Annotated in this window: 28 protein-coding genes; 17 read left to right on the plus strand and 11 right to left on the minus strand. The window is 65.5% G+C overall.

The annotated features are described in order from the left end of the window. The first annotated feature begins 63 nt into the window (after positions 1 to 63). Together ACIBI6_RS02515 and ACIBI6_RS02520 are read left to right on the plus strand one after the other, a co-directional pair. Positions 64 to 747 (plus strand): HAD family hydrolase, encoded by a 684-nt coding sequence (locus tag ACIBI6_RS02515; RefSeq protein WP_396955075.1) that lies wholly within the window; start codon positions 64 to 66, stop codon positions 745 to 747. A 118-nt stretch (positions 748 to 865) separates the two neighbouring features. Beyond that, positions 866 to 1,303, plus strand: a complete 438-nt coding sequence (locus ACIBI6_RS02520; RefSeq protein ID WP_364340254.1) for a hypothetical protein — start codon at positions 866 to 868, stop codon at positions 1,301 to 1,303. 10 nt (positions 1,304 to 1,313) lie between these two features. Here the strand turns inward: ACIBI6_RS02520 and ACIBI6_RS02525 are convergent, their stop codons facing one another. Beyond that, the gene (locus ACIBI6_RS02525; RefSeq protein WP_396955076.1) at positions 1,314 to 2,309 is read right to left on the minus strand and encodes a bile acid:sodium symporter family protein; all 996 of its coding nucleotides are present in this window, start codon (positions 2,307 to 2,309) and stop codon (positions 1,314 to 1,316) included. An 82-nt stretch (positions 2,310 to 2,391) separates the two neighbouring features. Between ACIBI6_RS02525 and ACIBI6_RS02530 the strand changes: the two genes are divergently transcribed. The 9 genes from ACIBI6_RS02530 to ACIBI6_RS02570 all read left to right on the plus strand — a co-directional run bounded on the left by ACIBI6_RS02530 (position 2,392) and on the right by ACIBI6_RS02570 (position 12,498). Then, entirely contained in the window at positions 2,392 to 3,237 is an 846-nt protein-coding gene (locus tag ACIBI6_RS02530; RefSeq protein ID WP_364340258.1) for a LysR family transcriptional regulator, read from the plus strand. 45 nt (positions 3,238 to 3,282) lie between these two features. After that, on the plus strand, positions 3,283 to 5,316 hold the full coding sequence (uvrC, locus tag ACIBI6_RS02535; protein ID WP_396955077.1) for an excinuclease ABC subunit UvrC: 2,034 nt from the start codon (positions 3,283 to 3,285) through the stop codon (positions 5,314 to 5,316). A gap of 83 nt (positions 5,317 to 5,399) precedes the next feature. Further along, positions 5,400 to 6,422, plus strand: coding sequence for an RNase adapter RapZ (rapZ, locus tag ACIBI6_RS02540; RefSeq protein WP_396955078.1), 1,023 nt, complete (start codon positions 5,400 to 5,402; stop codon positions 6,420 to 6,422). Continuing rightward, a complete protein-coding gene (gene yvcK / locus ACIBI6_RS02545; protein WP_364340264.1) occupies positions 6,419 to 7,465 on the plus strand; it encodes a uridine diphosphate-N-acetylglucosamine-binding protein YvcK in 1,047 nt (348 codons plus the stop codon). Before rapZ ends, yvcK begins: the two co-directional genes overlap by 4 nt. Further along, positions 7,456 to 8,439, plus strand: coding sequence for a DNA-binding protein WhiA (whiA, locus tag ACIBI6_RS02550; RefSeq protein ID WP_364340266.1), 984 nt, complete (start codon positions 7,456 to 7,458; stop codon positions 8,437 to 8,439). Before yvcK ends, whiA begins: the two co-directional genes overlap by 10 nt. 330 nt (positions 8,440 to 8,769) lie before the next feature. Beyond that, positions 8,770 to 9,789: a type I glyceraldehyde-3-phosphate dehydrogenase gene (gap, locus tag ACIBI6_RS02555; RefSeq protein WP_327099906.1), complete on the plus strand. Its 1,020-nt coding sequence runs from the start codon at positions 8,770 to 8,772 to the stop codon at positions 9,787 to 9,789. A gap of 5 nt (positions 9,790 to 9,794) precedes the next feature. Further along, positions 9,795 to 11,009, plus strand: coding sequence for a phosphoglycerate kinase (locus tag ACIBI6_RS02560; protein ID WP_364340270.1), 1,215 nt, complete (start codon positions 9,795 to 9,797; stop codon positions 11,007 to 11,009). A 3-nt stretch (positions 11,010 to 11,012) separates the two neighbouring features. Continuing rightward, a complete protein-coding gene (gene tpiA / locus ACIBI6_RS02565; protein ID WP_364340272.1) occupies positions 11,013 to 11,798 on the plus strand; it encodes a triose-phosphate isomerase in 786 nt (261 codons plus the stop codon). A gap of 154 nt (positions 11,799 to 11,952) precedes the next feature. Then, entirely contained in the window at positions 11,953 to 12,498 is a 546-nt protein-coding gene (locus tag ACIBI6_RS02570; RefSeq protein WP_396955079.1) for a DUF1579 family protein, read from the plus strand. 107 nt (positions 12,499 to 12,605) lie between these two features. Here the strand turns inward: ACIBI6_RS02570 and ACIBI6_RS02575 are convergent, their stop codons facing one another. Then, complete coding sequence (locus tag ACIBI6_RS02575) at positions 12,606 to 13,124, minus strand: hypothetical protein (protein WP_364340276.1); 519 nt, start codon at positions 13,122 to 13,124, stop codon at positions 12,606 to 12,608. Positions 13,125 to 13,126: 2 nt separating this feature from the next. Continuing rightward, a complete protein-coding gene (locus ACIBI6_RS02580) occupies positions 13,127 to 13,921 on the minus strand; it encodes an META domain-containing protein (protein WP_364340278.1) in 795 nt (264 codons plus the stop codon). A gap of 113 nt (positions 13,922 to 14,034) precedes the next feature. Here ACIBI6_RS02580 and ACIBI6_RS02585 point away from each other — a divergent pair, with 113 nt between their 5' ends. The 3 genes from ACIBI6_RS02585 to secG are packed head-to-tail and all read left to right on the plus strand — an operon-like array spanning position 14,035 to position 16,078. Further along, positions 14,035 to 14,172 (plus strand): hypothetical protein, encoded by a 138-nt coding sequence (locus ACIBI6_RS02585; RefSeq protein WP_396955080.1) that lies wholly within the window; start codon positions 14,035 to 14,037, stop codon positions 14,170 to 14,172. A gap of 2 nt (positions 14,173 to 14,174) precedes the next feature. Then, positions 14,175 to 15,785, plus strand: coding sequence for an MFS transporter (locus ACIBI6_RS02590; protein ID WP_364340280.1), 1,611 nt, complete (start codon positions 14,175 to 14,177; stop codon positions 15,783 to 15,785). A gap of 59 nt (positions 15,786 to 15,844) precedes the next feature. Then, positions 15,845 to 16,078 carry a preprotein translocase subunit SecG gene (gene secG / locus ACIBI6_RS02595; RefSeq protein ID WP_062991810.1) on the plus strand — a complete coding sequence of 78 codons (234 nt, stop codon included), beginning with the start codon at positions 15,845 to 15,847 and terminating at the stop codon, positions 16,076 to 16,078. Here the strand turns inward: secG and ACIBI6_RS02600 are convergent. Then, a complete protein-coding gene (locus ACIBI6_RS02600; protein ID WP_396955081.1) occupies positions 16,065 to 17,198 on the minus strand; it encodes a YbfB/YjiJ family MFS transporter in 1,134 nt (377 codons plus the stop codon). The genes secG and ACIBI6_RS02600 overlap by 14 nt on opposite strands. A gap of 70 nt (positions 17,199 to 17,268) precedes the next feature. On the opposite strand from ACIBI6_RS02600, the gene ACIBI6_RS02605 reads away from it, so the two are divergent. After that, positions 17,269 to 18,102, plus strand: coding sequence for a LysR family transcriptional regulator (locus ACIBI6_RS02605; RefSeq protein WP_364340286.1), 834 nt, complete (start codon positions 17,269 to 17,271; stop codon positions 18,100 to 18,102). Between the two features lie 3 nt (positions 18,103 to 18,105). Here ACIBI6_RS02605 and ACIBI6_RS02610 read toward each other — a convergent pair whose 3' ends face one another. Continuing rightward, positions 18,106 to 18,954 carry an SDR family NAD(P)-dependent oxidoreductase gene (locus tag ACIBI6_RS02610; RefSeq protein WP_364340288.1) on the minus strand — a complete coding sequence of 283 codons (849 nt, stop codon included), beginning with the start codon at positions 18,952 to 18,954 and terminating at the stop codon, positions 18,106 to 18,108. A gap of 54 nt (positions 18,955 to 19,008) precedes the next feature. Here ACIBI6_RS02610 and ACIBI6_RS02615 point away from each other — a divergent pair, with 54 nt between their 5' ends. Continuing rightward, positions 19,009 to 19,995, plus strand: a complete 987-nt coding sequence (locus tag ACIBI6_RS02615; RefSeq protein WP_364340290.1) for an alpha/beta hydrolase — start codon at positions 19,009 to 19,011, stop codon at positions 19,993 to 19,995. A gap of 5 nt (positions 19,996 to 20,000) precedes the next feature. Here ACIBI6_RS02615 and ACIBI6_RS02620 read toward each other — a convergent pair whose 3' ends face one another. The 4 genes from ACIBI6_RS02620 to ACIBI6_RS02635 all read right to left on the minus strand — a co-directional run bounded on the left by ACIBI6_RS02620 (position 20,001) and on the right by ACIBI6_RS02635 (position 22,802). Further along, positions 20,001 to 20,480 (minus strand): hypothetical protein, encoded by a 480-nt coding sequence (locus ACIBI6_RS02620; protein ID WP_396955082.1) that lies wholly within the window; start codon positions 20,478 to 20,480, stop codon positions 20,001 to 20,003. Positions 20,481 to 20,602: 122 nt separating this feature from the next. After that, a complete protein-coding gene (locus ACIBI6_RS02625) occupies positions 20,603 to 21,001 on the minus strand; it encodes a DUF397 domain-containing protein (protein ID WP_396955083.1) in 399 nt (132 codons plus the stop codon). Positions 21,002 to 21,065: 64 nt separating this feature from the next. Continuing rightward, positions 21,066 to 21,887: an SAM-dependent methyltransferase gene (locus tag ACIBI6_RS02630; protein ID WP_364340297.1), complete on the minus strand. Its 822-nt coding sequence runs from the start codon at positions 21,885 to 21,887 to the stop codon at positions 21,066 to 21,068. An 18-nt stretch (positions 21,888 to 21,905) separates the two neighbouring features. Then, on the minus strand, positions 21,906 to 22,802 hold the full coding sequence (locus ACIBI6_RS02635; RefSeq protein ID WP_396955084.1) for a Scr1 family TA system antitoxin-like transcriptional regulator: 897 nt from the start codon (positions 22,800 to 22,802) through the stop codon (positions 21,906 to 21,908). Positions 22,803 to 22,995: 193 nt separating this feature from the next. On the opposite strand from ACIBI6_RS02635, the gene ACIBI6_RS02640 reads away from it, so the two are divergent. Further along, positions 22,996 to 23,424 (plus strand): hypothetical protein, encoded by a 429-nt coding sequence (locus ACIBI6_RS02640; RefSeq protein ID WP_396955085.1) that lies wholly within the window; start codon positions 22,996 to 22,998, stop codon positions 23,422 to 23,424. A 58-nt stretch (positions 23,425 to 23,482) separates the two neighbouring features. Here the strand turns inward: ACIBI6_RS02640 and ACIBI6_RS02645 are convergent, their stop codons facing one another. Both ACIBI6_RS02645 and ACIBI6_RS02650 read right to left on the minus strand, forming a co-directional pair. Then, positions 23,483 to 25,783 (minus strand): thiamine pyrophosphate-dependent enzyme, encoded by a 2,301-nt coding sequence (locus ACIBI6_RS02645; protein ID WP_364340304.1) that lies wholly within the window; start codon positions 25,781 to 25,783, stop codon positions 23,483 to 23,485. Between the two features lie 153 nt (positions 25,784 to 25,936). Then, positions 25,937 to 26,290, minus strand: coding sequence for a MerR family transcriptional regulator (locus tag ACIBI6_RS02650; protein WP_396955086.1), 354 nt, complete (start codon positions 26,288 to 26,290; stop codon positions 25,937 to 25,939). Positions 26,291 to 26,319 lie beyond the last annotated feature (29 nt).

Below are 26,319 nucleotides of genomic sequence, written 5' to 3' on the forward strand. Positions count from 1 at the left end.
CGATTTCTGCGGGATTGAGCGCTGAGGTCGCCGCTCGAAGCCAGCCGTCGGTAACCTGGCACGGTGGCGATCGAGGCGGTGTTGTTCGACTTCTCCGGCACGCTCTTCCGGCTGGAACCCGATGAAACCTGGGCCGATCTGGTCGGGGCCGATGGCAAACCCCTGGACCGGTCGCAGCAGGAGGCGATCCTGGATCGGATGACGAGGCCGGTCGGTGCCAGTGCGGTCTTCGATGCCGAGGGCCAGCTGGCCTGGGAGCGGCGGGATCTGGATCCGGCAATGCACCGAAGCTCCTACCACGAGGTGCTGCGACAAGCCGGGCTGCCGACACCGGCGTTGGTCGAGCGGCTTTACGACTGGATGCTCGACCCGCTGGTCTGGACACCGTACCCGGATACCGGTTCCGTACTGAAAACCCTTGCGGCACAGGGTATCCCGGTCGCAGTGGTGAGCAATATCGCCTTCGATATCCGCCCGGCGTTCGCCGCCAACGGTTGGGATCGGCTCGTCGCCGCGCACACGCTGTCGTTCGAAGTCGGTGCGGTGAAGCCGGATCCACGGATCTTCCTGGCCGCGGTGGAACAACTCGGTGTGCGTCCCGAAATGGCGCTCATGGTCGGCGACAGTGCCGTGGCCGATGGTGGTGCGGTAGCGGCGGGCTGCGGTTTCGCGCTGGTCGATCCGTTGCCGACGGTCGAGCGCACCGAAGGTCTGCTCGAGGTGCTGCGGCGACACGAACTGGCCTAATATCCAGTATGTGACCTACGACACACTCTGCTGTTCCTGAATGTCGATGTCCCTGAACTGAATTAGCTTGCTGTGACGCCCACCACATCACGGTGCGCAAGCTCGACGGGGAGTGGCCATGGATGAAGCCGAGGCATATTTCGAATCTTCGGCCGTGCGGACGGCGCGTCCCGTCGGCCTGCCCGAATCGGTCCGCGAGGCCAGAGAAGCCGCATTGGGACTTGCGGGCTTCGGCCTCGCCTATCCGGTCGTCATGGGCTTGATCGCCGGGGACGAGGCGGCCAGATCCGCGACCCTGCAATTCGGCTGCAGTTGGGTGCTCGGCCTCGCCGTACTGGTCCTCGGCCGTGGGTCGCGGGTGCGCCGCGTCGCGATCGTGTCGGCCGCGGTGCAGTGCGTCGCGGTGCTGCGGATTCACGTCGAGGCTGTCCCCGACTTGGCCGGGCTGATCGTCGTCCTGTTCGCGCTGGGTGCGTCGGCGACGATCGTCTACCAGCTGTGGCGACCAGAGGCCAAGGCGTGGTTCGACATCCGGGTCACCGACGCCGAGTGGTGAATACTCCGGATCAGGCGGGTTGTGCGGCCGGCTCGGCAGTCACGAGTGCTGATCGCGCGTAGCGCTGGGCGAGGACCGTGCAGGTCAATAGCTGGATCTGGTGAAAGACCATGAGCGGCAACACGATCAGGCCGACCGAGTGTCCCGCGAAGAGGACCGAGGCCATGGGGAGCCCAGTGGCCAAGCTCTTCTTCGAGCCGCAGAACACCGTGACGATCTGATCGGGACGGGAGAAGCTCGGGTGGCGACTGCCGAAGGTGGTGATCGTCAGGACCAGGGCGAGAATGCCTGCGCAAACCGCGACGGTGGCCAGTAGTGCCCGCGGCGAAATACCGCTCCAGATGTGTTCCACCATGCCCGCGCTGAAGGCGGCATAGACGACGAGATAGACCGAGCCGCGATCCACGGCCCTGGTGACAGTGGCATGCCGCAGCAGCCAGGTCATCCGGGGGCGCAAGAGTTGGCCTGCCAGGAAGGGCAGTAGCAACTGAACGACGATCGCGAGGAGCGCGGTGGGGGAGACGGTGGCATTGCCGGTGGTGTCCATGAGCAGCATGACCAGCAGCGGGGTCGCGAAGACGCCGATCAGATTCGACAGCGACGCGCTGACCACCGCGCCCGCCACGTTCCCGCGAGCAACCGAGGTGAAGGCGATCGATGACTGCACGGTCGACGGCACCAGACACAGGAAGAGCACGCCGGTGTAGAGATCATCGGTCAGCACCGACGGCACCAGCACGCGCAACGCCAGCCCGATCAGGGGGAAGACCAGATAGGTCACCGCCAGCACCGTCGAATGCAATCGCCAATGCCGCAAACCGGCGAGTGCCTCTCGGGGCTCGAGTCGGGCGCCGTACAACAGGAACAGCACACCGATCGCGACCTTGGTGATCCAGTCGAGCGCATCGCCCGCCACGCCTCGCGCGGGCAACAGCGCGGCAACCGCGACGCTGGCCAGGATGCCGAGCATGAACGCATCGAGACGGAGTTTGGCGAGGAACTTCACCCGTCGACCCTACGACTCCACGAATTGAACGCGGTAGGCGTTCAGAACGATATCTATAAACGCAAACTGTGATAATTGGAGCGTGTTCGAACCCGAACTGCTGCGCACCTTCCTCGCCGTCGAACGCGCGGGCGGTTTCACCGCCGCCGGTCGCATACTCGGTCTGCGTCAGTCGACGATCAGCGGCCATATCGCCCGTTTGGAGAAGGCCGCGGGCCGCGAGTTGTTCCGCCGCGATACCCGCAATCTCGCGCTGACCGCCGACGGCGCGGCCATGGTCGGCTTCGCCCGCACCATCCTCGACGCGCAGGGTGCGGCCGAGCGCTACTTCTCCGACTCCACCCTTACGGGCTTGATCCGTCTCGGTGCCTCCGATGATGTGATGGCCCACGAACTCCCCGACGTACTCCTGGAATTCCAGCGCACCCATCCGGGGGTCGATCTGGAACTCACCGTCGGCCTGAGCGAAAACCTCAAAACCCGCATGGAAACCGGCGAACTCGACTTGGTCGTCGGCAAACGCCTGCCCGGTGAGCGGCACGGCGAACTGCTCTGGCGCGATCGCCTGGTGTGGGCGGGCCGTTCGGCCCCAACGGAATTCGACGATCCGGTCCCGCTGGTCACCTATCCGCCGCCCAGCCTGACCCGCCGGATCGCACTGCAGGCTCTCGAACGCGACGCCAGGACCTGGCGCGTGACCTGCACCAGCGACAGCCAGCTCGGCCTGCGCGCTGCCGTCCTCGCCGGTCTCGGCGTCATCGTGCATGCCGAAACCCTGATCCCGGACGGTCTGCGCGTCCTCGTCGACCCGCGACTTCCGGTTCTCGGCGACCTCGAATTCGTCTTGATGCGCCGTCGCACGACCCTGTCAGCGCCCGAGCAGGCGCTGTGCGATGCGATCGTCGCCAGTGCCCGCCGCTTCGGCTGAGCCGCCCGTGCGGATGTGTCGGGGCCGGTAGATAGGCTTGGATCCGTGGCAGATCCCGCGACCTACCGGCCGAAGCCGGGCACGATTCCCATTGAACCCGGTGTCTACAAATTCCGGGACGCACACGGGCGTGTGATCTATGTCGGCAAGGCGAAGAGCCTGCGCAGCAGGTTGAATTCGTACTTCGCCGATGTGGCTTCGCTGCATCCGCGGACCAAGCAGATGGTCACCACAGCGGCGAGCGTCGAATGGACCGTGGTCTCCACCGAAGTGGAAGCCCTTCAGCTGGAATACAACTGGATCAAGGAGTTCGATCCCCGATTCAACGTGCGGTATCGGGACGACAAGTCGTATCCGGTGCTGGCGGTCACCTTGAACGAGGAGTACCCGCGGCTGTTCGTCTATCGCGGCGCGCGCAAGAAGGGGGTGCGGTACTTCGGTCCGTACGCGCACGCCTGGGCCATTCGGGAAACCCTGGATCTGCTGCTGCGTGTCTTTCCCGCGCGCACCTGTTCCAACGGAGTCTTCAAGCGGCACAACCAGATCGGGCGGCCGTGCCTGCTCGGCTATATCGACAAATGCTCGGCCCCGTGCATCGGCCGCGTCGATGCCGACGAGCATCGCCGGATCGTCGAGGACTTCTGCGACTTCCTGGCCGGGCGCACCGATCGCATGGTGCGCGATTTGGAGCGCCGGATGCACGACGCCGCCGAGGACCTGGACTTCGAAACCGCCGCCCGGCTCCGCGACGACGTTCAAGCGCTACGGCGGGCACTGGAGAAGCAGGCCGTCGTCCTCGGCACCGGCACCGACGCCGATGTGGTCGCCTTCGCCATCGATGAACTCGAGGTGGCGGTGCAGATCTTCCACGTCCGCGACGGCCGCGTGCGCGGTCAGCGCGGCTGGGTGGTCGACAAATCCGGCGACGCCATCGACGGCCAGGAGGCCGGTGGCGAGGTGGCCGCGCTGGTCGAGCAGTTCCTCACCCAGTTCTACGGCGAACAGGCCGCGCAGGCCGAACAGGGCGAGGACGAACACGGCGAGGCCGAACAACCCGCCACTGCGGTGCCGCGCGAGGTGCTGGTGCCGGAACTGCCCGCCGATGCCGAGCAGGTGGAGGAATGGCTGAGCAAACTGCGCGGCTCGGCGGTGCGGCTGCGGGTGCCCCAGCGCGGTGACAAGAAGGCGCTCGCCGAAACTGTGCAGCGCAATGCGATGGAGGCGCTGGCCCAGCACAAACTCAAGCGCGCGGGCGATCTGACCTCGAGATCCGCTGCACTGCAAGACATTCAAGATGCCCTCGATCTGGACAGCGCGCCGCTACGAATCGAGTGTGTGGATATCAGCCACGTGCAGGGCACTGATGTGGTGGCTTCGCTGGCGGTGTTCGAAGACGGGCTGCCGCGCAAGTCCGAGTACCGACACTACGCGATCAAGGAGGCCGCGGGCGAGGGCCGCTCCGACGATGTCGGCAGCATCGCGGAGGTGACCAGGCGGCGGTTCTATCGCCTGCGCCGTGAACGCGACGAACTGGCGGCCGAGGAACTGGCATCCGGCCCGGAGGAAGGACATGCCGACGGCGATCTCGAACTAACCGCACGTCCTGGCATTGATCCACGCACCGGCCGTCCGCGGAAATTCGCCTACCCGCCCAATCTCTATGTAGTCGACGGCGGCGCACCTCAGGTGGCCGCCGCCGTCGAGGTCCTCGACCAACTCGGCATCACCGATGTCGCGGTGATCGGTCTGGCCAAACGGCTGGAGGAGGTGTGGGTGCCGGGGGAGAGCGATCCGGTGATCATGCCGCGCAATAGCGAGTCGCTATATCTGCTGCAACGGGTGCGCGACGAGGCGCACCGCTTCGCCATCACGTTCCACCGCAGCAAACGCTCCCGCCGGATGACCGCATCCGCATTGGACTCGGTGCGTGGCCTGGGCGAGTCCCGCCGGACCGCGCTCGTTACGCATTTCGGGTCGGTTGCCAAACTGAAGGAGGCCACCGTCGAGCAGATAACCGAGGTGCCCGGCATCGGTGTGGCGACCGCGAACGCTGTTTTGGCCGCATTGCGGGAGGAATAAGACACCTACGTTGTGTGTCTGCGCCCGATACCGGAACCGGTGCGGGATGATCGACAGGCACCCTGACACAGATCCGGTAGGACATGACACGCGTCGAATCGAACAACAGTGCGGGCAGCCCGCGGTCGACCGCTGGGCGGACCGGTCCCGCGGGCACTCTCGGCGCACCTGTCGAACGCGGCGACGGCAACCCACCGCAGCCGAAGGTCGAGGTGGTCATCGTGACCGGCCTATCCGGCGCGGGTCGCGGCACCGCCGCCCGTGTACTCGAGGATCTGGGTTGGTATGTCACCGATAACCTGCCACCGGAGCTGATCGGCCCGATGGTGGAACTCGGCGCCTCCGCCGAACCGCCGATTCGCCGCCTCGCGCTGGTCATGGATGTGCGCAGCCGCTTCTTCACCGGCGATCTCTCGGCGGTCACCGATCAGCTGCGATCGGCGGGAGTACCGACCAGGATCTTGTTCCTGGAGGCCTCCGATGACGTGCTGATCCGACGCTTCGGCTTCGCGCGCCGACGCCACCCGCTGCAGAGCGAAAGCGCCGACGGTACGCTCTCGGCGGGCATCGCGGCCGAACGGATACGCCTGTCTGCCGTGAAAGCGGCGGCCGACCTGGTGATCGACACGACCGAACTCTCGATCCACCAGCTCCACCGCAAGTTGGAGGAGGCCTACGGCGGCGGGGCGCCCACCGCACTGCAGCTGACGGTGCAGTCATTCGGATTCAAGTACGGGGTTCCACTCGATGCGGACATGGTGTTGGATGTGCGTTTTCTACCCAATCCGCATTGGATACCGGAACTTCGGGAACATTCGGGACAGGAGACCGTGGTCAGCGAGTATGTATTGTCGCGTCCCGGCGCGGCCGATTACTTGAGCACCTGCCACCACCTGGTCGACCTGACGACGAATGGTTACCGCCAAGAGGGGAAGCGATACATGACGGTGGCAGTTGGCTGCACCGGAGGTAAACACCGCAGCGTTGCGATCGCCGAGGCACTCGGCGAACTGATCGGCTCCGCGGTGTTCGATTCACTGCAGGCAGAGAAATCCGGTCCAGCCGATGTCGTACGAGTCGTGCACCGGGATCTGGGGCGCGAATGACGGGGTGGGAATCGGATCCCGCCATAGTTGCGCTCGGTGGCGGGCACGGCCTGTACGCGACGCTCACCGCGGTGCGGCGGCTGACCAGAAAGATCAGCGCGGTGGTGACCGTCGCCGATGACGGCGGTTCATCGGGCAGACTGCGCGCCGAACTCGGTGTGCCACCGCCCGGCGATCTGCGCATGGCCCTCGCGGCGCTGGCCGCCGACGGTGAGGATGTGTGGACGCGCACCGTGCAGCATCGCTTCGGCGGCACTGGCGCACTCGCCGGACATTCGGTCGGCAATCTGATCCTCGCCGGGCTGACCGAGGTGCTCGGCGATCCGGTCGCTGCGCTGGACGAGGTCGCCAAGATGTTGCGTATCACCGGGCGGGTGCTGCCGATGTCGCCCATCGCCCTCGATATCGAGGCGGATGTTTCTGGGCTGGAAGCGGACCCACGCGTGAGCCGCTGCATCCGCGGCCAGGTCGCCATCGCGACGACACCGGGTAAGGTGCGGCGCGTGCGGCTGATTCCGTCCGATCCGCCCGCCAGTCCGGAGGCCACCTCGGCCATCGAACACGCCGATGTCGTTGTGCTGGGCCCGGGTTCCTGGTTCACCAGCGTGATTCCGCACGTGCTGGTGCCCGAATTGCGTGATGCGCTGGTATATACCAGAGCGCGCAAAGTCCTGGTGCTGAATCTGGCCGCGGAGCCGGGAGAAACGGCGGGTTTCTCCGCGGAACGCCATCTCCATGTATTGTCCCAGCACGCACCGGAATTCGTGGTCGACGAGGTACTGGTCGATTCCGGGTCGGTGCCGGAAGGTCGCGAAAGAGAACATGTGGCCAGGGCTGCCGAACAATTGCGGGCGCGAGTAACCTTCTCCGATGTCGCCGAAGCGGGAACCGACCGGCATCACCCCGGAAAGCTTGCCGCCGCACTGGATCAGCTGATCCGGCAACCTCGGCCACATATGGCAGGGCTTCGAGTCGAGGGACGGCACATGGGTCAGGATGTGCGTTCCGGGTTGGGTGGAAAGGAGCGCGTCTCGTGGCGATGACAGCCGAAGTGAAGGACGAACTGAGCAGGCTCACGGTCTCGCAGGTGAGTTCCCGCAAGGCGGAACTGTCTGCGCTGCTGCGGTTTGCCGGCGGCCTGCACATCGTCGGCGGGCGGGTGATCGTCGAGGCCGAGGTGGATATGGGTTCCATCGCGCGGCGGCTACGGCGGGAGATCTTCGAGCTGTACGGCTACGGCTCCGATGTGCACGTGCTCGGCGCGGGCGGTCTACGCAAGACCTCGCGCTATGTGGTGCGGGTGTCCAAGGAGGGCGAGGCGCTGGCCAGACAGACCGGTCTGCTCGATGTGCGCGGACGTCCAGTGCGAGGTCTGCCCGCCCAGGTGGTCGGCGGCAGTATCGGCGATGCCGAAGCCGCTTGGCGTGGAGCGTTTCTCGCGCATGGCTCGCTCACCGAACCGGGTCGCTCCTCGGCGCTCGAGGTCAGCTGCCCCGGTCCGGAGGCCGCGCTGGCGCTCGTCGGCGCGGCGCGGCGGCTCGGCATCACCGCCAAGGCGCGTGAGGTGCGCGGCACCGATCGGGTCGTGGTGCGCGACGGCGAGGCGATCGGCGCACTGCTGACCCGGATGGGTGCGCAGGACACCCGGATCGTCTGGGAGGAGCGCAGGCTGCGCCGCGAGGTGCGGGCCACCGCGAACCGCCTGGCCAATTTCGACGATGCGAATCTGCGCCGATCGGCCCGTGCCGCGGTCGCCGCCGCCGCGAGAGTCGAACGCGCACTGGATATTCTGGGCGACGAGGTGCCCGACCATTTGGCCGCCGCTGGCAAGCTGCGGGTGCAGCACCGCCAGGCGTCACTGGAGGAACTCGGCCAGCTCGCCGATCCGCCGATGACGAAAGACGCTGTGGCAGGCCGGATTCGACGGCTGCTGTCGATGGCGGACCGCCGGGCCAAGGAGTTGGGCGTACCCGATACCGAATCGGCCGTCACCGCCGAACTGCTCGACGAAGCGTGAGCCGAATCGCCGTCCGAATGGGCGGCGATTCGTATTTTTCCGAGGCTGAGCTGTCTACCCGGCTAACGGTCCGCGGTCCGGCGCCAGGCCGCCGCGGTCACGGGTGTCGGACCTGCTCGGGCGGCATGTGGCCGTGGTGAGCATCGGATTCCGTAGTGAGCGGAAACAAGGGCGCGGACGGCGCACTAGTGCGCTGAAACCACACGGACGGGCGTCTGCGCAGGTCCCACGTCCTCACGAATGCCAGGTGCGTGTCGGAGAGTGCACGGCTGGGCACTAGTGTGGTTATGGCATCGGAATGAATCCGCTTGAAAGCTGAGGAGCGATAACGTGACTGTCCGGGTAGGCATCAACGGCTTCGGCCGTATCGGACGTAACTTCTTCCGGGCGGTGGAGGCGCAGAAGGCGCTCGGCACCACCGACATCGAGATCGTCGCGGTCAACGACCTCACCGACAACGCGACGCTGGCCACTCTGCTGAAGTACGACTCGATCCTGGGCCGCCTGCCGCAGGACGTGTCGCTGGACGGCGATGACACCATCGTGGTCGGCGAGCAGCGGATCAAGGCGCTGGCCATCAAGGAGGGCCCGGCCGCCCTGCCATGGGGTGACCTCGGCGTCGACGTGGTCGTCGAATCCACCGGCATTTTCACCGACGCGACCAAGGCGAAGGGCCACATCGCCGCGGGCGCCAAGAAGGTCATCATCTCCGCGCCCGCCAAGGGTGAGGATCTGACCGTCGTCATGGGCGTCAACGACGACAAGTACGACGGCAGCCAGAACATCATCTCCAACGCCTCCTGCACCACCAACTGCCTCGGTCCGCTGGCGAAGGTCCTCAACGACGAGTTCGGCATCGTCAAGGGTCTGATGACCACCATTCACGCCTACACCCAGGACCAGAACCTGCAGGACGGCCCGCACAAGGATCTGCGCCGCGCCCGCGCTGCCGCGCTGAACATTGTGCCGACCAGCACCGGCGCCGCCAAGGCCATCGGCCTGGTGCTGCCCGAGCTGAACGGCAAGCTGGACGGCTACTCGCTGCGCGTCCCGATCCCCACCGGTTCGATCACCGACCTGACCGCGGATCTGGCCAAGAAGGCCACGGTCGAGGAGATCAACGCCGCGTTCAAGGCCGCCGCGGATGGCCCGCTCAAGGGCATCCTGAAGTACAGCGTGGACCCGATCGTGTCCAGCGATATCGTCACCGACCCGCATTCGTCGATCTTCGACGCGCCGCTGACCAAGGTCATCGACGACCAGGTGAAGGTGTACTCCTGGTACGACAACGAGTGGGGCTACTCCAACCGCCTGGCCGACCTCATCGGCCTCGTCGGCAAGTCGCTCTGACGCGCATGGCAGTCAAGACGCTCCAGGATCTGCTGAACGAGGGTGTCGAGGGTCGGGGCGTGCTCGTGCGCTCCGATCTGAACGTCCCCCTCGACGAGAACGGCGAGATTACCGACCCGGGCCGCATCATCGCCTCGGTGCCGACGCTGCGGGCGCTGGTCGAGGCCGGCGCCAAGGTGGTCGTCACGGCGCATCTGGGCCGCCCGAAGGGTGAGCCGGATCCGAAGTTCTCTCTCGCCCCGGTCGCGGTGAAGCTGGCCGAGCTGCTGGGCCGCAATGTCCAGCTGGCCGGTGACGTCGTCGGCTACGACGCGCTGTCACGCTCGGAGGGCCTGACCGACGGCGATGTGCTGCTGCTGGAGAATGTGCGCTTCGATCCGCGCGAAACCAGCAAGGACGATGCCGAGCGGGCCAAGCTGGCGGCGGCGCTGGTCGAGTTGGTCGGCGATGATGGCGCGTTCGTCTCCGACGGCTTCGGTGTGGTGCACCGCAAGCAGGCTTCGGTCTACGACGTGGCCGAGTTGCTGCCGCATTACGCGGGCACGCTGGTCGCCGCCGAGGTCGAGGTGCTGGCCAAGCTGACCGAGAACTCGCAGCGCCCGTACGCGGTCGTGCTCGGCGGTTCCAAGGTCTCTGACAAGCTGGCCGTCATCGAGGCACTGGCCCCCAAGGTCGACACCCTGGTGATCGGCGGCGGCATGTGCTTCACCTTCCTTGCCGCACAGGGGCTTTCGGTCGGCGGCTCGCTGCTGCAGGAGGAGATGATCGAGACCTGCAAGGGCCTGCTGGAGCGCTACGCGGATGTCATCCACCTGCCACGCGATATCGTCGTCGCGGATAAGTTCGCGGCCGACGCGGATTCGAAGGTGGTGCCCGCCCACGAGATTCCGGACGGCTGGCTCGGATTGGATGTCGGTCCCGAGTCGGTGGACCGGTTCGCGGTACTGCTCACCGAGGCGAAGACGGTGTTCTGGAACGGCCCGATGGGCGTATTCGAGTTCGAGAACTTCGCCGCCGGTACCCGGGGTATCGCTGAGGCGATCGTGACGGCGACGGGCAAGGGTGCGTTCACCGTTGTCGGCGGTGGCGATTCGGCCGCAGCCGTGCGCGCGCTCGGCCTGCCCGATGACGGTTTCTCGCACATCTCCACCGGTGGCGGCGCATCCCTGGAATACCTCGAGGGCAAGGAATTGCCCGGTATCGCGGTACTGGAGGACTGAACCATGGCACGCAAACCGCTCATCGCGGGCAACTGGAAGATGAACCTCAACCACCTCGAGGCCATCGCCCTGGTGCAGAAGATCGCCTTCGCGCTGCCGGAGAAGTACTTCGCCAAGGTCGACGTCGCGGTGATTCCGCCGTTCACCGATATCCGCAGCGTGCAGACTCTCGTCGAGGGTGACAAGCTGCTGCTCACCTATGGTGCGCAGGATGTTTCGACACACGACGCGGGCGCGTACACCGGTGAGATCAGCGCCGCGATGCTGTCCAAGCTGGGCTGCACCTTCGCGGTCGTTGGCCACTCGGAGCGGCGGCAGTACCACTCAGAGGACGACGCCACCGTGCTGGCCAAGACGAAGCAGGCGCTGAAGTACGGGATCACCCCGATCGTGTGCATCGGCGAAGGTCTCAATGTCCGCGAGGCGAAGACCCACGTCGAGTACAACCTCGAGCAGTTGCGCGGCTCGCTCAAAGGCCTGACGGCCGAAGAGGTTTCGAAGATCGTCATCGCCTACGAGCCGGTCTGGGCCATCGGCACCGGTAAGGTCGCAACCCCCGCCGACGCGCAGGAAGTCTGCGGTGCGATTCGCGCGGAGCTCGTCGAACTGGCCTCCGCCGAGGTCGCGGCGGGTGTGCGGGTGCTCTACGGGGGGTCGGTGAATGCCAAGAACGTCGGCGAGTTGGTCGCGCAGACCGATATCGACGGCGCACTTGTCGGCGGTGCGTCGCTCAAGGGTGACGAATTCGCCACGCTGTCCGCGATTGCCGCGGGTGGTCCGCTGCCCTGACGGGTGAATGTTCAAACCAGCCCGGTAGCACGCCTGATCGCGTGTTGCCGGGCTGATTTGCGTTCGGGACTTCCCGCTCGGGGCGAGGCGTACCGGTGCCGGTGGTGCGATGCTGTTCGCGTCTGAAGATCCAGTTGGCGACAAGGACTTTCACGTGAGATCAACGAAGGCGCGCGCACTGGTCACGGTTGCGCTTATGGCGTTCACCGCGTTCGGGGCCGGATGCTCCGACGATTCCCCATCAGCGGTGGGGACCATATCGAGTTCCGAGGCGGCTCCCACCAACCAGGATGCCGGGCACCTGAAGCTGGACCAGCTGGTGGGCGAATGGAACGGCGCGAAGTCGACCTTTATCGCGGGCGGAACCGCGGACAATCCGATCAAGAGCGATATCACCTCACGCTGGCACTGGATCGGCAAGACGGGCAATAACTTCATGCAGGAGGAGGCCGAGGGAACCTTCGGCGGCAAACCGTACTACCGGCTCGGCACACTCGGTTATTCGCCGACCGACGACCGCTACGAATGGTCGACGGTGGACAGCGTGACGCCGATGATGATGACCTACAAGGGCGCCAAGGGCAGCGGCGGCGCTGCCGACATCGAGGTGGCCGGGGAGTTCACCGATCCGGGCGTGCTCGGTCCGCAGTTCGTCGGCAAGCCGATTCCGATGCGGACGGTGATCGAATGCGGACGGTGATCGAACTGGAGTCGGCGGATCGGGTGACCATGGAACTCTACTTCGCGCCGCCCGGGGAGGCGGAGCGGATTGCGGACCGTGTGATCCTGACGCGGAAGTAGTCGGAATCAGAGGTGATTCACGATGAAACCGCTGGCTGTTAGTGCCAGCTCGAGTGGCTCGTCGCGCGGGTCCATCGAGATCTCGGCGGTCCGGACGTCCGGATAGTGCACATGTAACCGGTACAGGGTGCCGCGCAGGAGGTGGGCGAGTTCGGCGGGCTGCTTGGTGGCGTGCACGATGTACAGCACGGCCGTGGTACCGGAAATGCCGACCGAGCATTCGGCCAGGAGCGCGCCATCGGGGTCGATGAAGCCCAAAGTGAAGATGGTGTGCAGGAATTCGTCTCGCGCGGCTAGTAGTGCGGTGACGGCATCCACATCCCAGCCGCCGTCTTCGGTGCGGCGGGCGCGCCCGGCGGCGGTGTAGAGCTCCGCGTAGCGCACGAGGGTCACCGGTGACGGCGGCGTGGGCAGCTTCTCGATGTGGGCGGACGGAAGATCAGGCCACGGACCGATCTCCACATGCCAGGTGCGTTTGCGGTCTGGGTGGCGCAGATCCGGTGTGCGGGAGGCATTTTCGTCCACGGCTACGCCGCGCGCAGTGTCAGGCCGAAGCCGTTGGTATTGCGCAGGATCAGCGTGTCCGCGTCAACGGTGGCCGTCGTCTTGCCGTCGAGTGCTTTCAGCACCCCCTGTTCGACCTCCATGATCTCCGGTGCGCACGCCATCTTCGTGGTTCCGATCTGGAACGTGACGTCCGGACCGTTTGCGGCCGGTGATGGGGTGGCGTGACCGGTCATACGATTGCATCCGGTGTTGCCGGAGACCCCACCGTCCGCCGCGATGGTGAGCGTGGGCTTCACATCGTCCAGCGTCTGCGAACGGATCTGCGCATCGGGCGTCATCAAGGCGGAGATGATCCATGTCGTGCCGATGAGCGGCTTATCGGGCTGGGCGACCTTCTTGTCCAGCAAAGTGACCGTTATTTCCTTCCCGGTCAGCGTCAGTGTCGAATCGTCGATCCGCCATTTGGGCAGCGACGTCAACACCTTGTCCTGCCAACTATCGGCCTGGTCACGTTCCTCCGGACATGCCAGCAGTGTGCTCGCGAGCGTCCCGACGTGCAGGATCCCATTGGTCAGATCCACCGTGCCGTCGGCCGTATTACAGCCGGAATTCGCCGAGATCTTGCCATCGGCAAAGGTGAGGATCATCGGCCCGCCGCCAGGAATCTGCTGCCCCACGACCCCGGTCGAGACAAATGTCCGTCCCATCGGAGACCCCGCCGGTTTCTCCTCTTGCTTGTCATCACCCGAACACCCGGCCACCAGACCGGCCGCCATAGCCAGCAGAACCCCGACGCGCACCGTTGTAGCCGACATGTAGCCGATGGTACGGGCGTCGCCGCTGGAAACCGCGCAACTCAGCTGCCGACCACAAACAACCAGCGGTCCGGCCCGGCATCGAGCGCGAAGACCCGATCCCGCTGGCGACCATGGTCGATCTGCGGCGGCCGATCCCGCTGCTCGACCAGCAGCCCCGGCCTGCCATCGGACGGACCCGCGCCCAGGCCGTTGCCAGCACCAGCGCACCGTTGAGCGAAATAGCGAACGGCACGTATTTCGACCCGTAGCTATGCTCGGGCCCGTGACCACTGCCGATGCGACGACACCTTTATCCACTTGGGCGCCGTTACGGTCGCGAATCTATCGGGCGCTCTGGATCGCGCAGTTGGTCTCGAATCTGGGTACCTGGATGCAAACCGTTGGGGCGCAGTGGATTCTGGTCGACGCGCCCAATGCCGCGACATTGGTGGCATTCGTACAGACGGCGACGACATTGCCGGTGATGCTGTTGTCGATTCCGTCGGGGGTGTTGGCGGATCTGTTGGATCGGCGCAGGTTGTTGGTGGGGGCGCAGTCGGCTATGGCGGTGTTGGCAGCGGTGCTCGCGGTATCGACGGCGACTGGGCACACGACTCCCGGCGTGCTGTTGACGTTGCTGTTCCTGCTCGGGTGCGGGCAGGCGTTGACGGGACCGTCTTGGCAGGCCATTCAGCCAGAACTCGTTGCGCGCGAAGAGATTCCATCCGCCGCGGCGCTGGGCAGCATGAATATCAATATCGGGCGCGCGGTCGGGCCGGCCATCGCGGGTGTGCTGGTTTCGGTGTCGGGGCCGACGCTGGTGTTCGCACTGAATGCGGTCTCATTCGTCGGCATTGTCACAGTGTTGGTCAGTTGGCGCAGACCGGCGAAGGAACGGAAGCTGCCCAGTGAACGTCCGCTGGCCGCGCTGCAGGCGGGCACCCGGTTCATTCGCGCCGCGCCCGCGATCCGTCGGGTGCTGTTGCGCTCGATTCTGTTCATCGCCCCGGCGAGCGCGGTGTGGGCGCTGCTGCCCGTGATCGCCCGTGACGAGCTCGGCTTGTCCTCATCCGGCTACGGTCTGCTGCTCGGCGCGCTCGGCCTCGGCGCGGTGACGGGTGCGGTCGGCCTGGGTCGGGTCCGCACGCTGCTGACCCCCACACAGCGTTTGACCGCGGCCGCGATCTTGTTCGGCATCGCATCGGCGGGTGCGGCTGTGCTGCACAGCGTGCCTGTGGTGCTCGTGCTGTTGGTCGGAGCCGGATTCGCCTGGCTGCTGGCCATGTCGACGATGAACGCGACCATGCAACTGCTGCTGCCGGCGTGGGTGCGGGCGCGTGGGTTGTCGGTGTACATGCTGGTGTTCATGGGCGGCCAGGCACTCGGTTCGCTGGTATGGGGGCTGGTCGCGGGCGCGGTTGGCCCGGTGGCCGCGCTACTGGTGGCGGCGGTGCTGTTGGCAGGTTCCGCGCTGAGTTCGGTCTGGCTGCCGATCCGCCACAATGCGGAGGAATTGGATCTGAGCCCGAGCGCCTTCTGGCCGGAACCGCAACTCGTGGTCGAACCGGATCCTGAGGACGGACCGGTGCTGGTGCTGCGCACCTACGATGTCCCGCCGGAGAAGGTCGATGAATTCCTGGCCGCGATGGTGTTCGTCGGACGGTCCATGCAGCGCACCGGCGCGATGGAATGGCGGCTGTATCGCGATGTCGGGGTGGTCGACCGCTATGTGGAGGCATTCGTGGTGCGCTCGTGGTCGGAGCATATGCACCAGCATCAGGTACGCCTGACCGCCCAGGACCAACTGCGCGAACGCGCCGTCGCGGAGTTCATGATCGGCCAGGACACCACCACACACCTGGTCGCGGTAGACACACCGTAGGTCGCGTCGAGCCGGGGTGGATTATGCGGGTAACGACGCACACCCATAGACTGTCCGGCATGCGGATGTTCCTGGATATCCTCCTGATCATCACCAGCGTGCTGCTGGTGCTGCTGGTGCTGCTGCACCGCGCCAAAGGTGGAGGTCTGTCCAGCTTGTTTGGTGGCGGCGTGCAGTCCAGCCTTTCGGGGTCGACCGTCGTCGAGAAGAACCTCGACCGCATCACCATCTTCACCGGCTTGATCTGGCTCATCGCCATTCTCGGTATCGGCTTGGAGATCAAGTTCGCTTGAGTTGCCTGGCGACGATGACGGCAGCCGCTGTCGCCACCGCCAACACGAGGGTCGCGATTACGAAAGCCGTCGAATAACCGTCGCCGATTACCGGTGCGACGACCAGTGGACCCAGCATCTGCCCCGCACCATAGCCCGCGGTGAGTGTGGCCGTAGCCCGGTGGTCGGTCAATTCGATGCCGATCTGGATCGCGAGCATGCAGATGCCCATGAACGTCCCGCCGAACAGCGCCGCCGCGATGATCGCCGACCACATGGTCGTCGAGCAGGCGAGCAGGGCCGACGACGCGCACTGCGCGAGAAGCGCGAGTACCAAGGCGGTCGTCGGCGTCCAGCGATGGGCGGCAATGCTCCAGAGCACCGCCGGTGCGGCGGCCCCGCCGACGATCACCCACATCGCCGACCCGACCGTCGCGTTGTGCGCGCCGACGGCGGCGACCAAGAAGGTGCCCAGCACGATATAGCCGACGCCTTCGAGCGTGTAGGCGATGAACAGCGCGCGCCAAGCCGTACTCGTACGTTTCGCGCGGACCACCTCGATGCTCCGCAAGCCGTGAATATCCAGTCCGAAGGCGGGCAGCAAGAGCGCAGCGGTCAGTCCGGCGGCACCGAGCCACAGGCCCTGCCAGGACATCGTCGGTCGCGCTGCGAGCGCGAGCAATCCGGTGAACGCGATACCGAATCCGACCCCGCCGAAGGCGATGCCCGCCGCGTGCGGGCGGCCACCGAGGCGAGCGATCGCGCCGGCGCAGCCGACGAAGATCACCGCACTGGCCACCCCCGCGATCAGTCGTAGCAGCGCCGGGAGCATCACGGGGCCGGGCATCGCGACCAGGGCTTCGCTGGCCACCAGAACCACTGCCGAAATGCGAAAAGTATTGCGGCTGTTCAGATCCGGACGACGTGCGAGCAGCACCGCGCCCGTCAGATAGCCCGCATAGTTGGCGGCGGCGATGAGCGCGCCGGCGTGGGCATCGATGCGGTGCGCGTCCACCATCGTGGGCAGTAGCGGTGTGTAGGCGAAGCGTCCGACACCGACAGCGCCGGCAAGGCCCGCACCTGCGGCCAGTGCCGGTGCGAGGGTGCGGCGTGGGGTGTCGAGGAGAGCCGATGCGGTCACAAGATTCGACGGTATGATCCGTTTCCCAGCCTGTGAAATGCTTTCTGTGCACGATGTATACGCTCGACGCATGGATATCGAGCTGCGGCACCTGCGGGCGTACCTGGCGCTTTGCGAGGAAGCGAACTACACCCGCGCCGCCGCCCGGCTACACCTCAGCCAGCCCGCGCTGACCCGAACCATCCAGCAGTTGGAGCGTCTGGTCGAATGCCGGTTGATCGAGCGCACATCCCGGCGTTTCGAGCTGACCGACGAGGGAGCCGAACTGCTCGAGCACAGCAGACGCATCATCGGCGATATCGAGACCGTCCAGGCGGACCTGCGCATGCGCGCCACGATCGAGGTCGGCTTCTCCTGGCTGCTGCCCGATGCCTGGTTCGCCGCGATCCGCACCCGCTTCGAGGCGCTGGGCGGCCGGATTTCGTTGCGCCGCGTGGAGGATCCGATGGCGGCACTCGATGACCGCTCGATCGATATCGCCATCCACCGCAACGATATCTGGCTGCCGCACCATCTCGAATCCCGCGAAATCGATTCGGAGCGGCGGGTGCTGGCGGTTTCGGTGCATTCGCCGCTGGCAACCGCGGTCGAGGTGCGCTGGTCTGATCTCGCGCACTATCCGCTGGTGGCCAATACCGTTTCCGGCACCACCACTGCCGAATCGTGGGACGCGCCCGATCCCAACAGAACCGTCATCACCTGTACGAATTTCGACGAATGGATCGAGCTCGTCGCGGCGGAACGCGGTATCGGGATTGTGCCGGTGCTGGCGCGCACTCGGGCACCGCATCCGGGCGTGGTCTATCTCGACATCGTGGATGCGCCGCGCTCGCATATCTATCTGACCTGGCGGATCAAGCCGACGCCGTTGCGATCGGTGCAGCGCTTCCTGAGTCTCGTCTGAATCTCAGTCGTTGCGCGGGATGCGGCCGTCGACGTCGGTGAAACCGTATTCCTCGGCGAGATCCGCTATGCGCCAAGCCGATCCGGATCGTTGGCAGCGGTCCGGATCGGCGGCCAGTGCGACGACGGCGCGACCCGGAAAGCGGGGGGATTCGGCGTTGTCGAGGTCATAGCTGCCCTCACCGGGCAGGGTGACGACGCGCCGGCCGTCCTTATCGCGTGGCACCATTTGCAGCAGTTCGGTATCGACGATTCCGGGCCAGAGCGAGACCACTGTGACGCCCGACTCGGCGAGGTCGTCGGCCATATCGGAGGTGAGCCGGTCCAGCGCGGCCTTGGCTACGCCGTATACCGCGTTGTGCATGTAGCGCTCGGCGCCGGGGGAGGAGATATTGGCGATCAGGCCTGCCGATTCGATCAGCAGGGGGGCCGCGAAAACGCTTGCGACATAATGTGATCGGACGCCGACATCGAAGGTCTCATCCCAGGCCTGCGGCGGCACCTCCCAGAACGGTTTGCCCAACCAGCGCGCGGCGGCTGGGGCGTTGTAGACATTGTTCACCAGTACATCGAGTCGGCCGTGCTCATTACGGATCCGCTCGAATAGTCGCTCGACCGCATCATCGTCGCGGTGATCGCAGACGACCGGAACCCCGACGCCACCGAGCAGGTCGATCTCGGCCGCGGTCGCGTGCACGGTCCCCGGTAGGCGTCCCGGTACGGCCGAGCGCCCGGTGACGTACACGGTGGCGCCTGCCGTACCCAACTCCAGCGCGATGCCCTTGCCGATGCCGCGGCTCGCGCCGGTCACCACCGCGACCCGGCCGCCTAGAACCTGAGGTATTCCGTTCACGATCCCGGGACATTACCGTGAAACAAGAACACGTTCTAGCTATTGGAGGCCGTAGTGGAATTGATTCATCGGTTCGTGACGAGCAACGGCATTCGCATGCATGTCACAGAACAGGGCGAGGGTCATCCGGTGATCTTCTGCCACGGCTTTCCGCATACTTGGTTCGTGTGGCATCGCCAGCTCGCGGCCGTCGCCGCGGCGGGCTATCGGGCCGTTGCGCCGGATTTGCGCGGATACGGGCGTACCGATGTGCCTACCGATATCGAGGACTACACCAACCGCGCAGTCATCGGCGATCTACTCGCACTGCTCGATGACATGGGCGCCGAGCAGGCGGTCTTCGTCGGCCTGGACTTCGGGGCCGCGCTCGTGTGGGAGTTGGCGTTGCGCGCGCCGGAGCGGGTCAGCGGTGTCATCGTGCTCAATAATCCGTTCGCCCCGCGGCCGCCGCGCGCGCCATCGCAATTGTGGGCCAAGGCCGCCCAGCGTCACTTCCTGCACCTGGACTATTTTCAGAAGCCCGGTGTGGCCGATGCCGAATTGGGCGGCCGCTCGAGGGAATTCCTGGCTCGCGTCTACTATTCGCTCAGCGCCGACTACCACTACCTCGACACCTGGCGCTTTCCGGCCGAGGGCACCGGCTACCTGGACGTTCTCCCCGAAGCCCCGCTGTTGCCGTGGCGCTGGCTTTCCATCGCCGAATTCGACACCCTGGCAAAGGATTTCGAGCACACCGGATTCACCGGCGGGCTCAATTGGTACCGGGTGCTCGATCGGAACTGGGCACTCACCGCTGAATTCGCCGACGCCGAGGTCTCTGTTCCGACGTATTTCCTTTACGGCGATCGAGATCCGGATATGGAGGGATTCAGCGGGCGCGATCCGCTGGCAACCCTGCGCGCGAACGTTCCCGATCTGCGCGCCGTCACCAAGATCGCGGACGCGGGTCACCTCGTGCAGTTGGAACGCACCGACGAGGTCAACGCCCTGATCACCAGTCACCTGCGCGACCTGGTCCCGGATCCAGCTCTCACGCAATAGCCGGGTCAGCGGTATTCGTTGGTCAATTCAGGGTAGTCGGCCCAGCTGGGCAGAGGGCGTCGGTCCAGGTAGGCGGTGAGGCGGTCCAGCAGGTACTGCCAGCGCGGGCCGACCGAGCCGGCGTCGGCCGGGCAGATATGGCGGCGGATCAGTTCGAGATTGGTCACGACCCCGACCTGGGTCATATGCAGTTCGAGGATGCCGCCATCGATATGGATCACCAGATCATGCGGTGCGCGGCAGTCTTCGACGCGGATCGCGATGGGGCCGGGGACGGGACCGTCGAATGGTTCGATGGTCAGGTTGCCGTTGCCCGCGGTGACTTTGCCGAACCAGCGATCCAATTGCCGGTGTTCGGCGCAGGCGGACCATACGTCGAGTACGGGCATGCGGAACGACCGCAAAAAGTGCAGGAGCACCCGGCCTTCCTCGATCGCCCGATCGTGTTCGGGTCGTACCTCGCCGAGCATGGACATCGTGGTCATAGCCGTGCCCTTTCGCCGCTGGTCACCGTGTGTCCACTGTATTTCCTCGGTCACGCCGCCGAATCCGATTCACGGGAAGTGAGCTACCGCGTGTCGGATTCGGCGGCGTTATCGGGATGTACTCAGGCGGCGATGAATCGCGCGCAATCGAATTCGTGGTTCAGCACGCCCCGCCGGAAGGCATCGAACTCGTTCTCGTCGAAGCGTAGTTCCACGCCATCGATCGGCTGGGGAATAGCGGCATGGAAGACGTATCCGCCGTCACGTCGCGATATCGCCAGATGCCGATCCTCGGCGCGGCCCGAACGCATACCGGCCTGGAAAGCGTCGAACTGTTCATCGGTGAAGACAAGAATTTCGTTGTCGGGCAATGACATTCCGGGCGTGTGGCGCTCATCGGCGAGCTTGTCGTCCCAGACCGCAGTCCACCCGTTCTTACGTGCGACGCGCACGCAGTTCTGGTTGGGCGAGCTGAAGGTCGCCTTGCGGAATTCGGCGACGGTGAAGGTGGGCTGCGTCATTGCATGTCCTTTCAACGGGGTGGAGCAGGAGTTGCGCCGGGTTGGCAGACCCGTTGCTCGTCCTTTAACGCTTATAGCCAACGGCGGCGAAATTACACGGCCGCGCCGTATCTTCCAGGTCGACCGGTTGGTCGGGGCGCCAGTCCGGCGCGTAGGCGATACCGGGTTCGACCAGATCGAGGCCGTCGTAGAGCGCGGTGAACTCGGCGCGCGTGCGCAAGGTCACCGGATCGGAGGTTTCGTCATAGAGTGCGGCGGCCGCGGCCATTTGCTGCTTGATCTCCGGGCCGGCGTCGTCCAAGGAAACGTGGGTCATCGCGGCATAGCTGCCGGAGGGGAGCCGGTCGCGCAGTCGCGCCATCAGGTCGTGCGGGTGATCGGCGTCGGGTACGAATGGCCAGACGCTGACGACCAAGAGGCCGAGCGGTTGCCCGAAGTCGATCAGCCGCCGGGTATCCGGATGGTCCAGAATCAGGTCGGGGTAACGCAGATCGGCCTCGATGATGGCGGTGTTGTCGAGGGCATCGCCGTGCAGCAGCAGGTCGTGGGCGCGATTGACCGCTTCCAGATCGTTGTCGACATAGACCACGCGCGAATCCGGCGCGACTTCCCGCGCGACCTCATGTGTATTGCCGACGGTGGGTAGTCCGGAACCGATATCGAGGAATTGCCGGATGCCCTGCTCCACCATGAATCGTGTCGCGCGGCGCAGGAATCCGCGATTGTGGTGGGCCCACACGTCGAGGAACGGAAGTATTTCGAACAGCCGCTCACCGAAGATTTTGTCGACCTCGAAGACAGCTTCCCCGGACAGGTAGTAGTGGTACATGCGGGCGGCGGATGGTCGGCTCGCATTGATTTCGCGGGGCTCGAAGTCGGCGGACATCCGGGGGCTCCTGATTCGTCAAGTGCTGGTAAATGTCTTGCGGCGCAATGATCGTGCGACGTGCTCCATGAATTTCCGGGAGTCCTCGGCGCCGAGTGCGGCGGCACTGAGCCGGGACCATACGGTTTCGCGGGCGGCCACCGCGGGTTTGTCATCGATATAGCGGATATCGCCCTGACTCTCCACGATCGCCATCTCGAGATCACCCGCCGCACCCGGCGACGGCACCCGTACCAGCGTGTACCGGTCCTCCATCCCGGCCCCGCGCGTGGTGACGGTGAATGGGAGCACCTGGATCAGGATATTCGGCCGCCTGGACAGATTCGACAGATGCTCGAGTTGTTCGAGCATCACCTCGCGCCCGCCGTATTCGCGGCGCAGACAGGATTCGGACAGGATCGCGCGGAACTCCGGTGGGTCCGCCTCGGTCAGCACCTGTTGCCGGGCCAGCCGCGCATGCACCGACTCCTCGACGGTGACGCGGTCCGCCGCGACCGGGGTGACCGGTTCGTGCAGTGCGCGAATATAGGACTCGCACTGGATGAGTCCCGGCATGATCTCCGCCTCGGCGGTGCGCAACAGGCTGGCATGCGCCTCCAGATCGACGAGCAGTCGCAGGTCCTCGACGTAGGCGCGGCGGTGGCCGGTGGTCCAGAAACCGCGCTTGTGATTGTCGCGACGCAGTTCCTTGAGCGTCTCGATATAGCCGGGGTCGGTGAAACCCAGTGTCGTTGCGAGGAGTTCGAGATCGCCGACGCTGATGGCGCCGACTCCATTGATCAACTGGTTGATTCGGCTCTGGGTCGACTCGATGATCTTGCCGGCCTCGGTCTGACTGACGCCCCCGGTGCGGACCATATGCTCGATTTCGCGTCCCAGCAACAATTTTCGCGCGGTCCGTAATCGAGTTCCCATGGCTCCCCAGCGTATCGGTCTGAGCCTACTCATCCGATTCACTTCCTGAAGCGTGATAATCACGCTAGCATTACCGCATCAAAGATATCACGGCACGCCGAGGCAGGGGCGTCATCGAGGACCATCCCTGCGTCGCGGGGGCGGAGGGGATGTCGGATGACTACAGCCACGAACGATTGTCGGGCGGTGCGAAATGCCCAGTAGCGCAGAGACAACCGCGCAACGCTGCCGGCACTACCAGCGCGATCTGGAACTGCCCGCCGTCATCCTGCCCGAGACCGAGACGCGGATCATCGTGCAGACCGGACCGGTCAGTGCGGTGGTGATGCCCTCCCGGCTGGCAACGGAATTCGTCGCGGAACAGCATGGGCCGTTGGGGCCGGTGATCGAACACCCGGCGTCACGGCGGTGGACCTTTCTGACCGGACCGTCCGGGCCATGTCCGGAGAGTCTGACGCCCGCGCTGCTGCGCTGGAATATCGGCGTTGCGCCGAAATACGTTGTGCTGCCATCTCCCGATGACGAGCGGCGCGGTTTTCGGCGATGGATCCACGAGCCGCGCAACGGGTTTCGGCCGTCGATGCGCGAATTTCTGGAAGCGGTGCTGCGGTTGCGGCGATAGCCGACCAACGGGCGCGCGGTACTCGCCGATGCGAGGGGTTGGCGAGTACCGCGTGGGTTCAGCGGTTGGCGAGTTCGGTGGCGGCTGATTCGATTCGGGGTTCGTCGAGGAGGACGGTGCCGGCGGCCGGGCCGAGGGGGATAAAGGAGTCTTCGCTGGTTACGCGGGTTAGGTGGCCGTTGAAACCGGCGTCGATCAGGGCGGCGCAGAGGGATTCGGAGACACCGCCGGTGTGGCGCGTTTCGTCGGCGATGAGGACTCGGCCGGTGGCGCGGGCGTGCTCGAGTAGGTCATCGACAGGGAGAGGGGATAGCCAGCGGAGGTCGAGCACGCGGGCTCGGATACCGCGAGATGAGAGGCGTTGGGCTACCCGCAGGCTCATGGGGACGCCGTTGGCGAAGGTGACGATGGTGAGGTCGGGGCCGTCGCCGTAGACGCGGGCGCGGCCGATGGCGATGTGGTCGGTATCGGAAGGTGTTGCGAGCCAGGCATTATCGCCAGGATGGTGCAGGTCGCGGGTGTGGTAGAGGGCGATGGGTTCGAGGTAGACGCAGACGCGGCCGTCGACGCGAGCGGCGCAGACGCAGGTGCGGAGCATGGCGGCGGCGTCATCGGCGCGGGCGGGGGAGGCGATGATCAGGCCCGGGATATCGCGCAGTGCCGCGATGGAATTGTCGTTGTGGAAGTGGCCGCCGAACCCCTTCTGATAGCCGTATCCGGCGATGCGCACGACCATCGGATTCCGGTATTGCCCCTGGGAGAAGTACGACAGTGTGGCGGCTTCCCCGCGCAACTGGTCGGCGGCATTGTGCACGTAGGCGAGATATTGGATCTCCGGAATCGGCACGAATCCGGCGAGTCCGGCGCCTAGGGCCGTGCCGAGCACGCTCTGTTCGTCGAGCAGCGTATCGAAGACACGGCGCACTCCGAACTGCTTCTGCAGGCCCTTGGTGACACCGTAGACGCCGCCCTTGCGGCCGACATCCTCGCCGAACACCAGGACGTCGTTGTCCCGGTCGAGCAGTGCGGCCAGCGTCTGATTGATCGCCTGCGCCAGCGTCGCCGAACCATCTTGCGTAACTGTTTGTTCCGCTGTGCCTTGGCGGCGCTTGTGGGTGTCGCGGGCGGGCCTGCCGCTCATCGCGATGTCGCGAACGATGGTGTCGACGGTCTCCGGTACCTGAGCTGATGTTCTGACACCAGACCCGAGCGGGCCTCGACGCAAGACATCGGCCCGCACCCGGTCCGGATGTAGCGGGGCCAACGGTGCCATCACCGCAGCGGCGGAGGTCAACTTCGGTTCGCGACAAACCGATTCGGCCATGGCGGCGACTCGGCCACCGATTTCGTCGTATCGTGCGATGACTTCGGTCGGGGTTGCGACGCCGGAGGTGATCAGGAGGCGCCCGGTTGCAATCACCGGGTCCCGGCGCAGGTCGGCGGCGATATCGGTGGGGCTGCGGTAGGCGGATTCGACATCGGATCCGGCATGGCCCATGAGCCGTACGGTGCTCAGGTGGAGGAAGGCCGGCTTGCGGTGTTCGCGCACCCAGTCGACCGCCTGGGTCGCGGTTGTCGCGGCGTCGAGGAGATCGCAGCCGTCGGCGTCGAAATACTGCAGGCCTAGGCGGATGCCGTAGGACTGTTCGATCCAGCCGGGCGGGGTCGGGACGCTGATGCCGATCCCATTGTCCTCGCATACGAACAGCAGCGGCAGTGGAACCCCTTGGCGCGCAGTGTGAATCGCGGCATTGATGGCTCCGGCGGCGGTGGAGTGATTGGCCGACGCATCGCCGAAACTACACAGCACCACCGAATCCGACGGCCATTCGCAGGCGACGCCGAGCCGAGCCGCGCGTTCGATCGCGAAGGCGAGGCCGACGGCGCGCGGCAGATGTGACGCGATGGTTGACGTCTGCGGGATCACCGCAGCCGGTTTGCTGCCGAAAACCTTATGACGGCCGCCCGATATCGGTTCAGCGGCCGCCGCGACGACGCCGAGTAGCACATCCCGGATCGGGTCGAGACCGGGCACCTGCCTGGCCCGGTGCACGAAGAATGCCCCCGAGCGATAGTGCAGCAGCGCCGGATCAGTGCAGCGCAGGGCAGCCGCGACCGCCGCATTGCCCTCGTGTCCGGAGGACCCGATGCTGTAATAGCCGCGCTTGGCTGTGCCCAACCGGCGTGCCGCGAGATCGAGATGCCTACTGGTCGCCTGTGATTCGAAAAGATCGAGGCACTGGGCTCCGGTGAGCACGACACCCTCGAGCGGCTGTTCGACAGGACGGCTCGGCCGTGGCTCCAGCGCCGATAGCTCGGCACGGAATCGCTCCTCGAGGTCGACTCGCTGTTCGGTCACGCTGTGATCATCTCCGACGGCTGCCGCTCCAGGGACCTGATTTCAGTACGATTTCCGAAAGTATTCTGATCACCTCGGCAGTTGCAAGAAATTTCTCCTAGTACCCCGGTGTCGAATCGCGGATTTATCGGCACATTCGGAATGGGCGCAGCGTCAGCGCGACTGTTCTGTTTCCTCGATCGTCCGCCGCAGCAGATCGCGAGCGACATCGAGCTCAACGGCCCGACGATCCAACTCCGCCAGCCGATCCCGCAACGCGGGCAATACGCCAGGACAGGCCCGCAACGCGCCATCGGCGACCGTGCACGGCAGCAGCCGCCCGATCACCCGCGTCGAGAGTCCCGCAGCGAGCAATGCGCGAATCTGCCCGACACGCTGCTCGGCATTCGCGTCGTACTCGCGATACCCATTGTGGCGGCGTTCGGCCGACAGCAGCCCGACTCGCTCGTAATACCGCAGCAGCCGCTCGCTGATGCGGGTGCGGCTGGCCAGCTCACCGATCAGCATGATTTGACCTTCCCATGGTGTCAGGGATC

The organism is Nocardia sp. NPDC050412, assembly GCF_044458825.1.
Taxonomy (GTDB): Bacteria; Actinomycetota; Actinomycetes; order Mycobacteriales; family Mycobacteriaceae; genus Nocardia.

Bases quoted from the DNA above. Each gene is read 5' to 3' on its own strand.
- ACIBI6_RS02520 (WP_364340254.1), top strand. From the start codon at position 866: ATGGATGAAGCCGAGGCATATTTCGAATCTTCGGCCGTGCGGACGGCG.
- rapZ (WP_396955078.1), top strand. From the start codon at position 5,400: ATGACACGCGTCGAATCGAACAACAGTGCGGGCAGCCCGCGGTCGACC.
- yvcK (WP_364340264.1), top strand. From the start codon at position 6,419: ATGACGGGGTGGGAATCGGATCCCGCCATAGTTGCGCTCGGTGGCGGG.
- ACIBI6_RS02560 (WP_364340270.1), top strand. From the start codon at position 9,795: ATGGCAGTCAAGACGCTCCAGGATCTGCTGAACGAGGGTGTCGAGGGT.
- tpiA (WP_364340272.1), top strand. From the start codon at position 11,013: ATGGCACGCAAACCGCTCATCGCGGGCAACTGGAAGATGAACCTCAAC.
- ACIBI6_RS02580 (WP_364340278.1), bottom strand. From the start codon at position 13,921: ATGTCGGCTACAACGGTGCGCGTCGGGGTTCTGCTGGCTATGGCGGCC.
- ACIBI6_RS02585 (WP_396955080.1), top strand. From the start codon at position 14,035: ATGGTCGATCTGCGGCGGCCGATCCCGCTGCTCGACCAGCAGCCCCGG.
- ACIBI6_RS02590 (WP_364340280.1), top strand. From the start codon at position 14,175: ATGCTCGGGCCCGTGACCACTGCCGATGCGACGACACCTTTATCCACT.
- secG (WP_062991810.1), top strand. From the start codon at position 15,845: ATGCGGATGTTCCTGGATATCCTCCTGATCATCACCAGCGTGCTGCTG.
- ACIBI6_RS02605 (WP_364340286.1), top strand. From the start codon at position 17,269: ATGGATATCGAGCTGCGGCACCTGCGGGCGTACCTGGCGCTTTGCGAG.
- ACIBI6_RS02620 (WP_396955082.1), bottom strand. From the start codon at position 20,480: ATGACCACGATGTCCATGCTCGGCGAGGTACGACCCGAACACGATCGG.
- ACIBI6_RS02625 (WP_396955083.1), bottom strand. From the start codon at position 21,001: ATGACGCAGCCCACCTTCACCGTCGCCGAATTCCGCAAGGCGACCTTC.
- ACIBI6_RS02630 (WP_364340297.1), bottom strand. From the start codon at position 21,887: ATGTCCGCCGACTTCGAGCCCCGCGAAATCAATGCGAGCCGACCATCC.
- ACIBI6_RS02635 (WP_396955084.1), bottom strand. From the start codon at position 22,802: ATGGGAACTCGATTACGGACCGCGCGAAAATTGTTGCTGGGACGCGAA.
- ACIBI6_RS02640 (WP_396955085.1), top strand. From the start codon at position 22,996: ATGCCCAGTAGCGCAGAGACAACCGCGCAACGCTGCCGGCACTACCAG.
- ACIBI6_RS02650 (WP_396955086.1), bottom strand. From the start codon at position 26,290: ATGCTGATCGGTGAGCTGGCCAGCCGCACCCGCATCAGCGAGCGGCTG.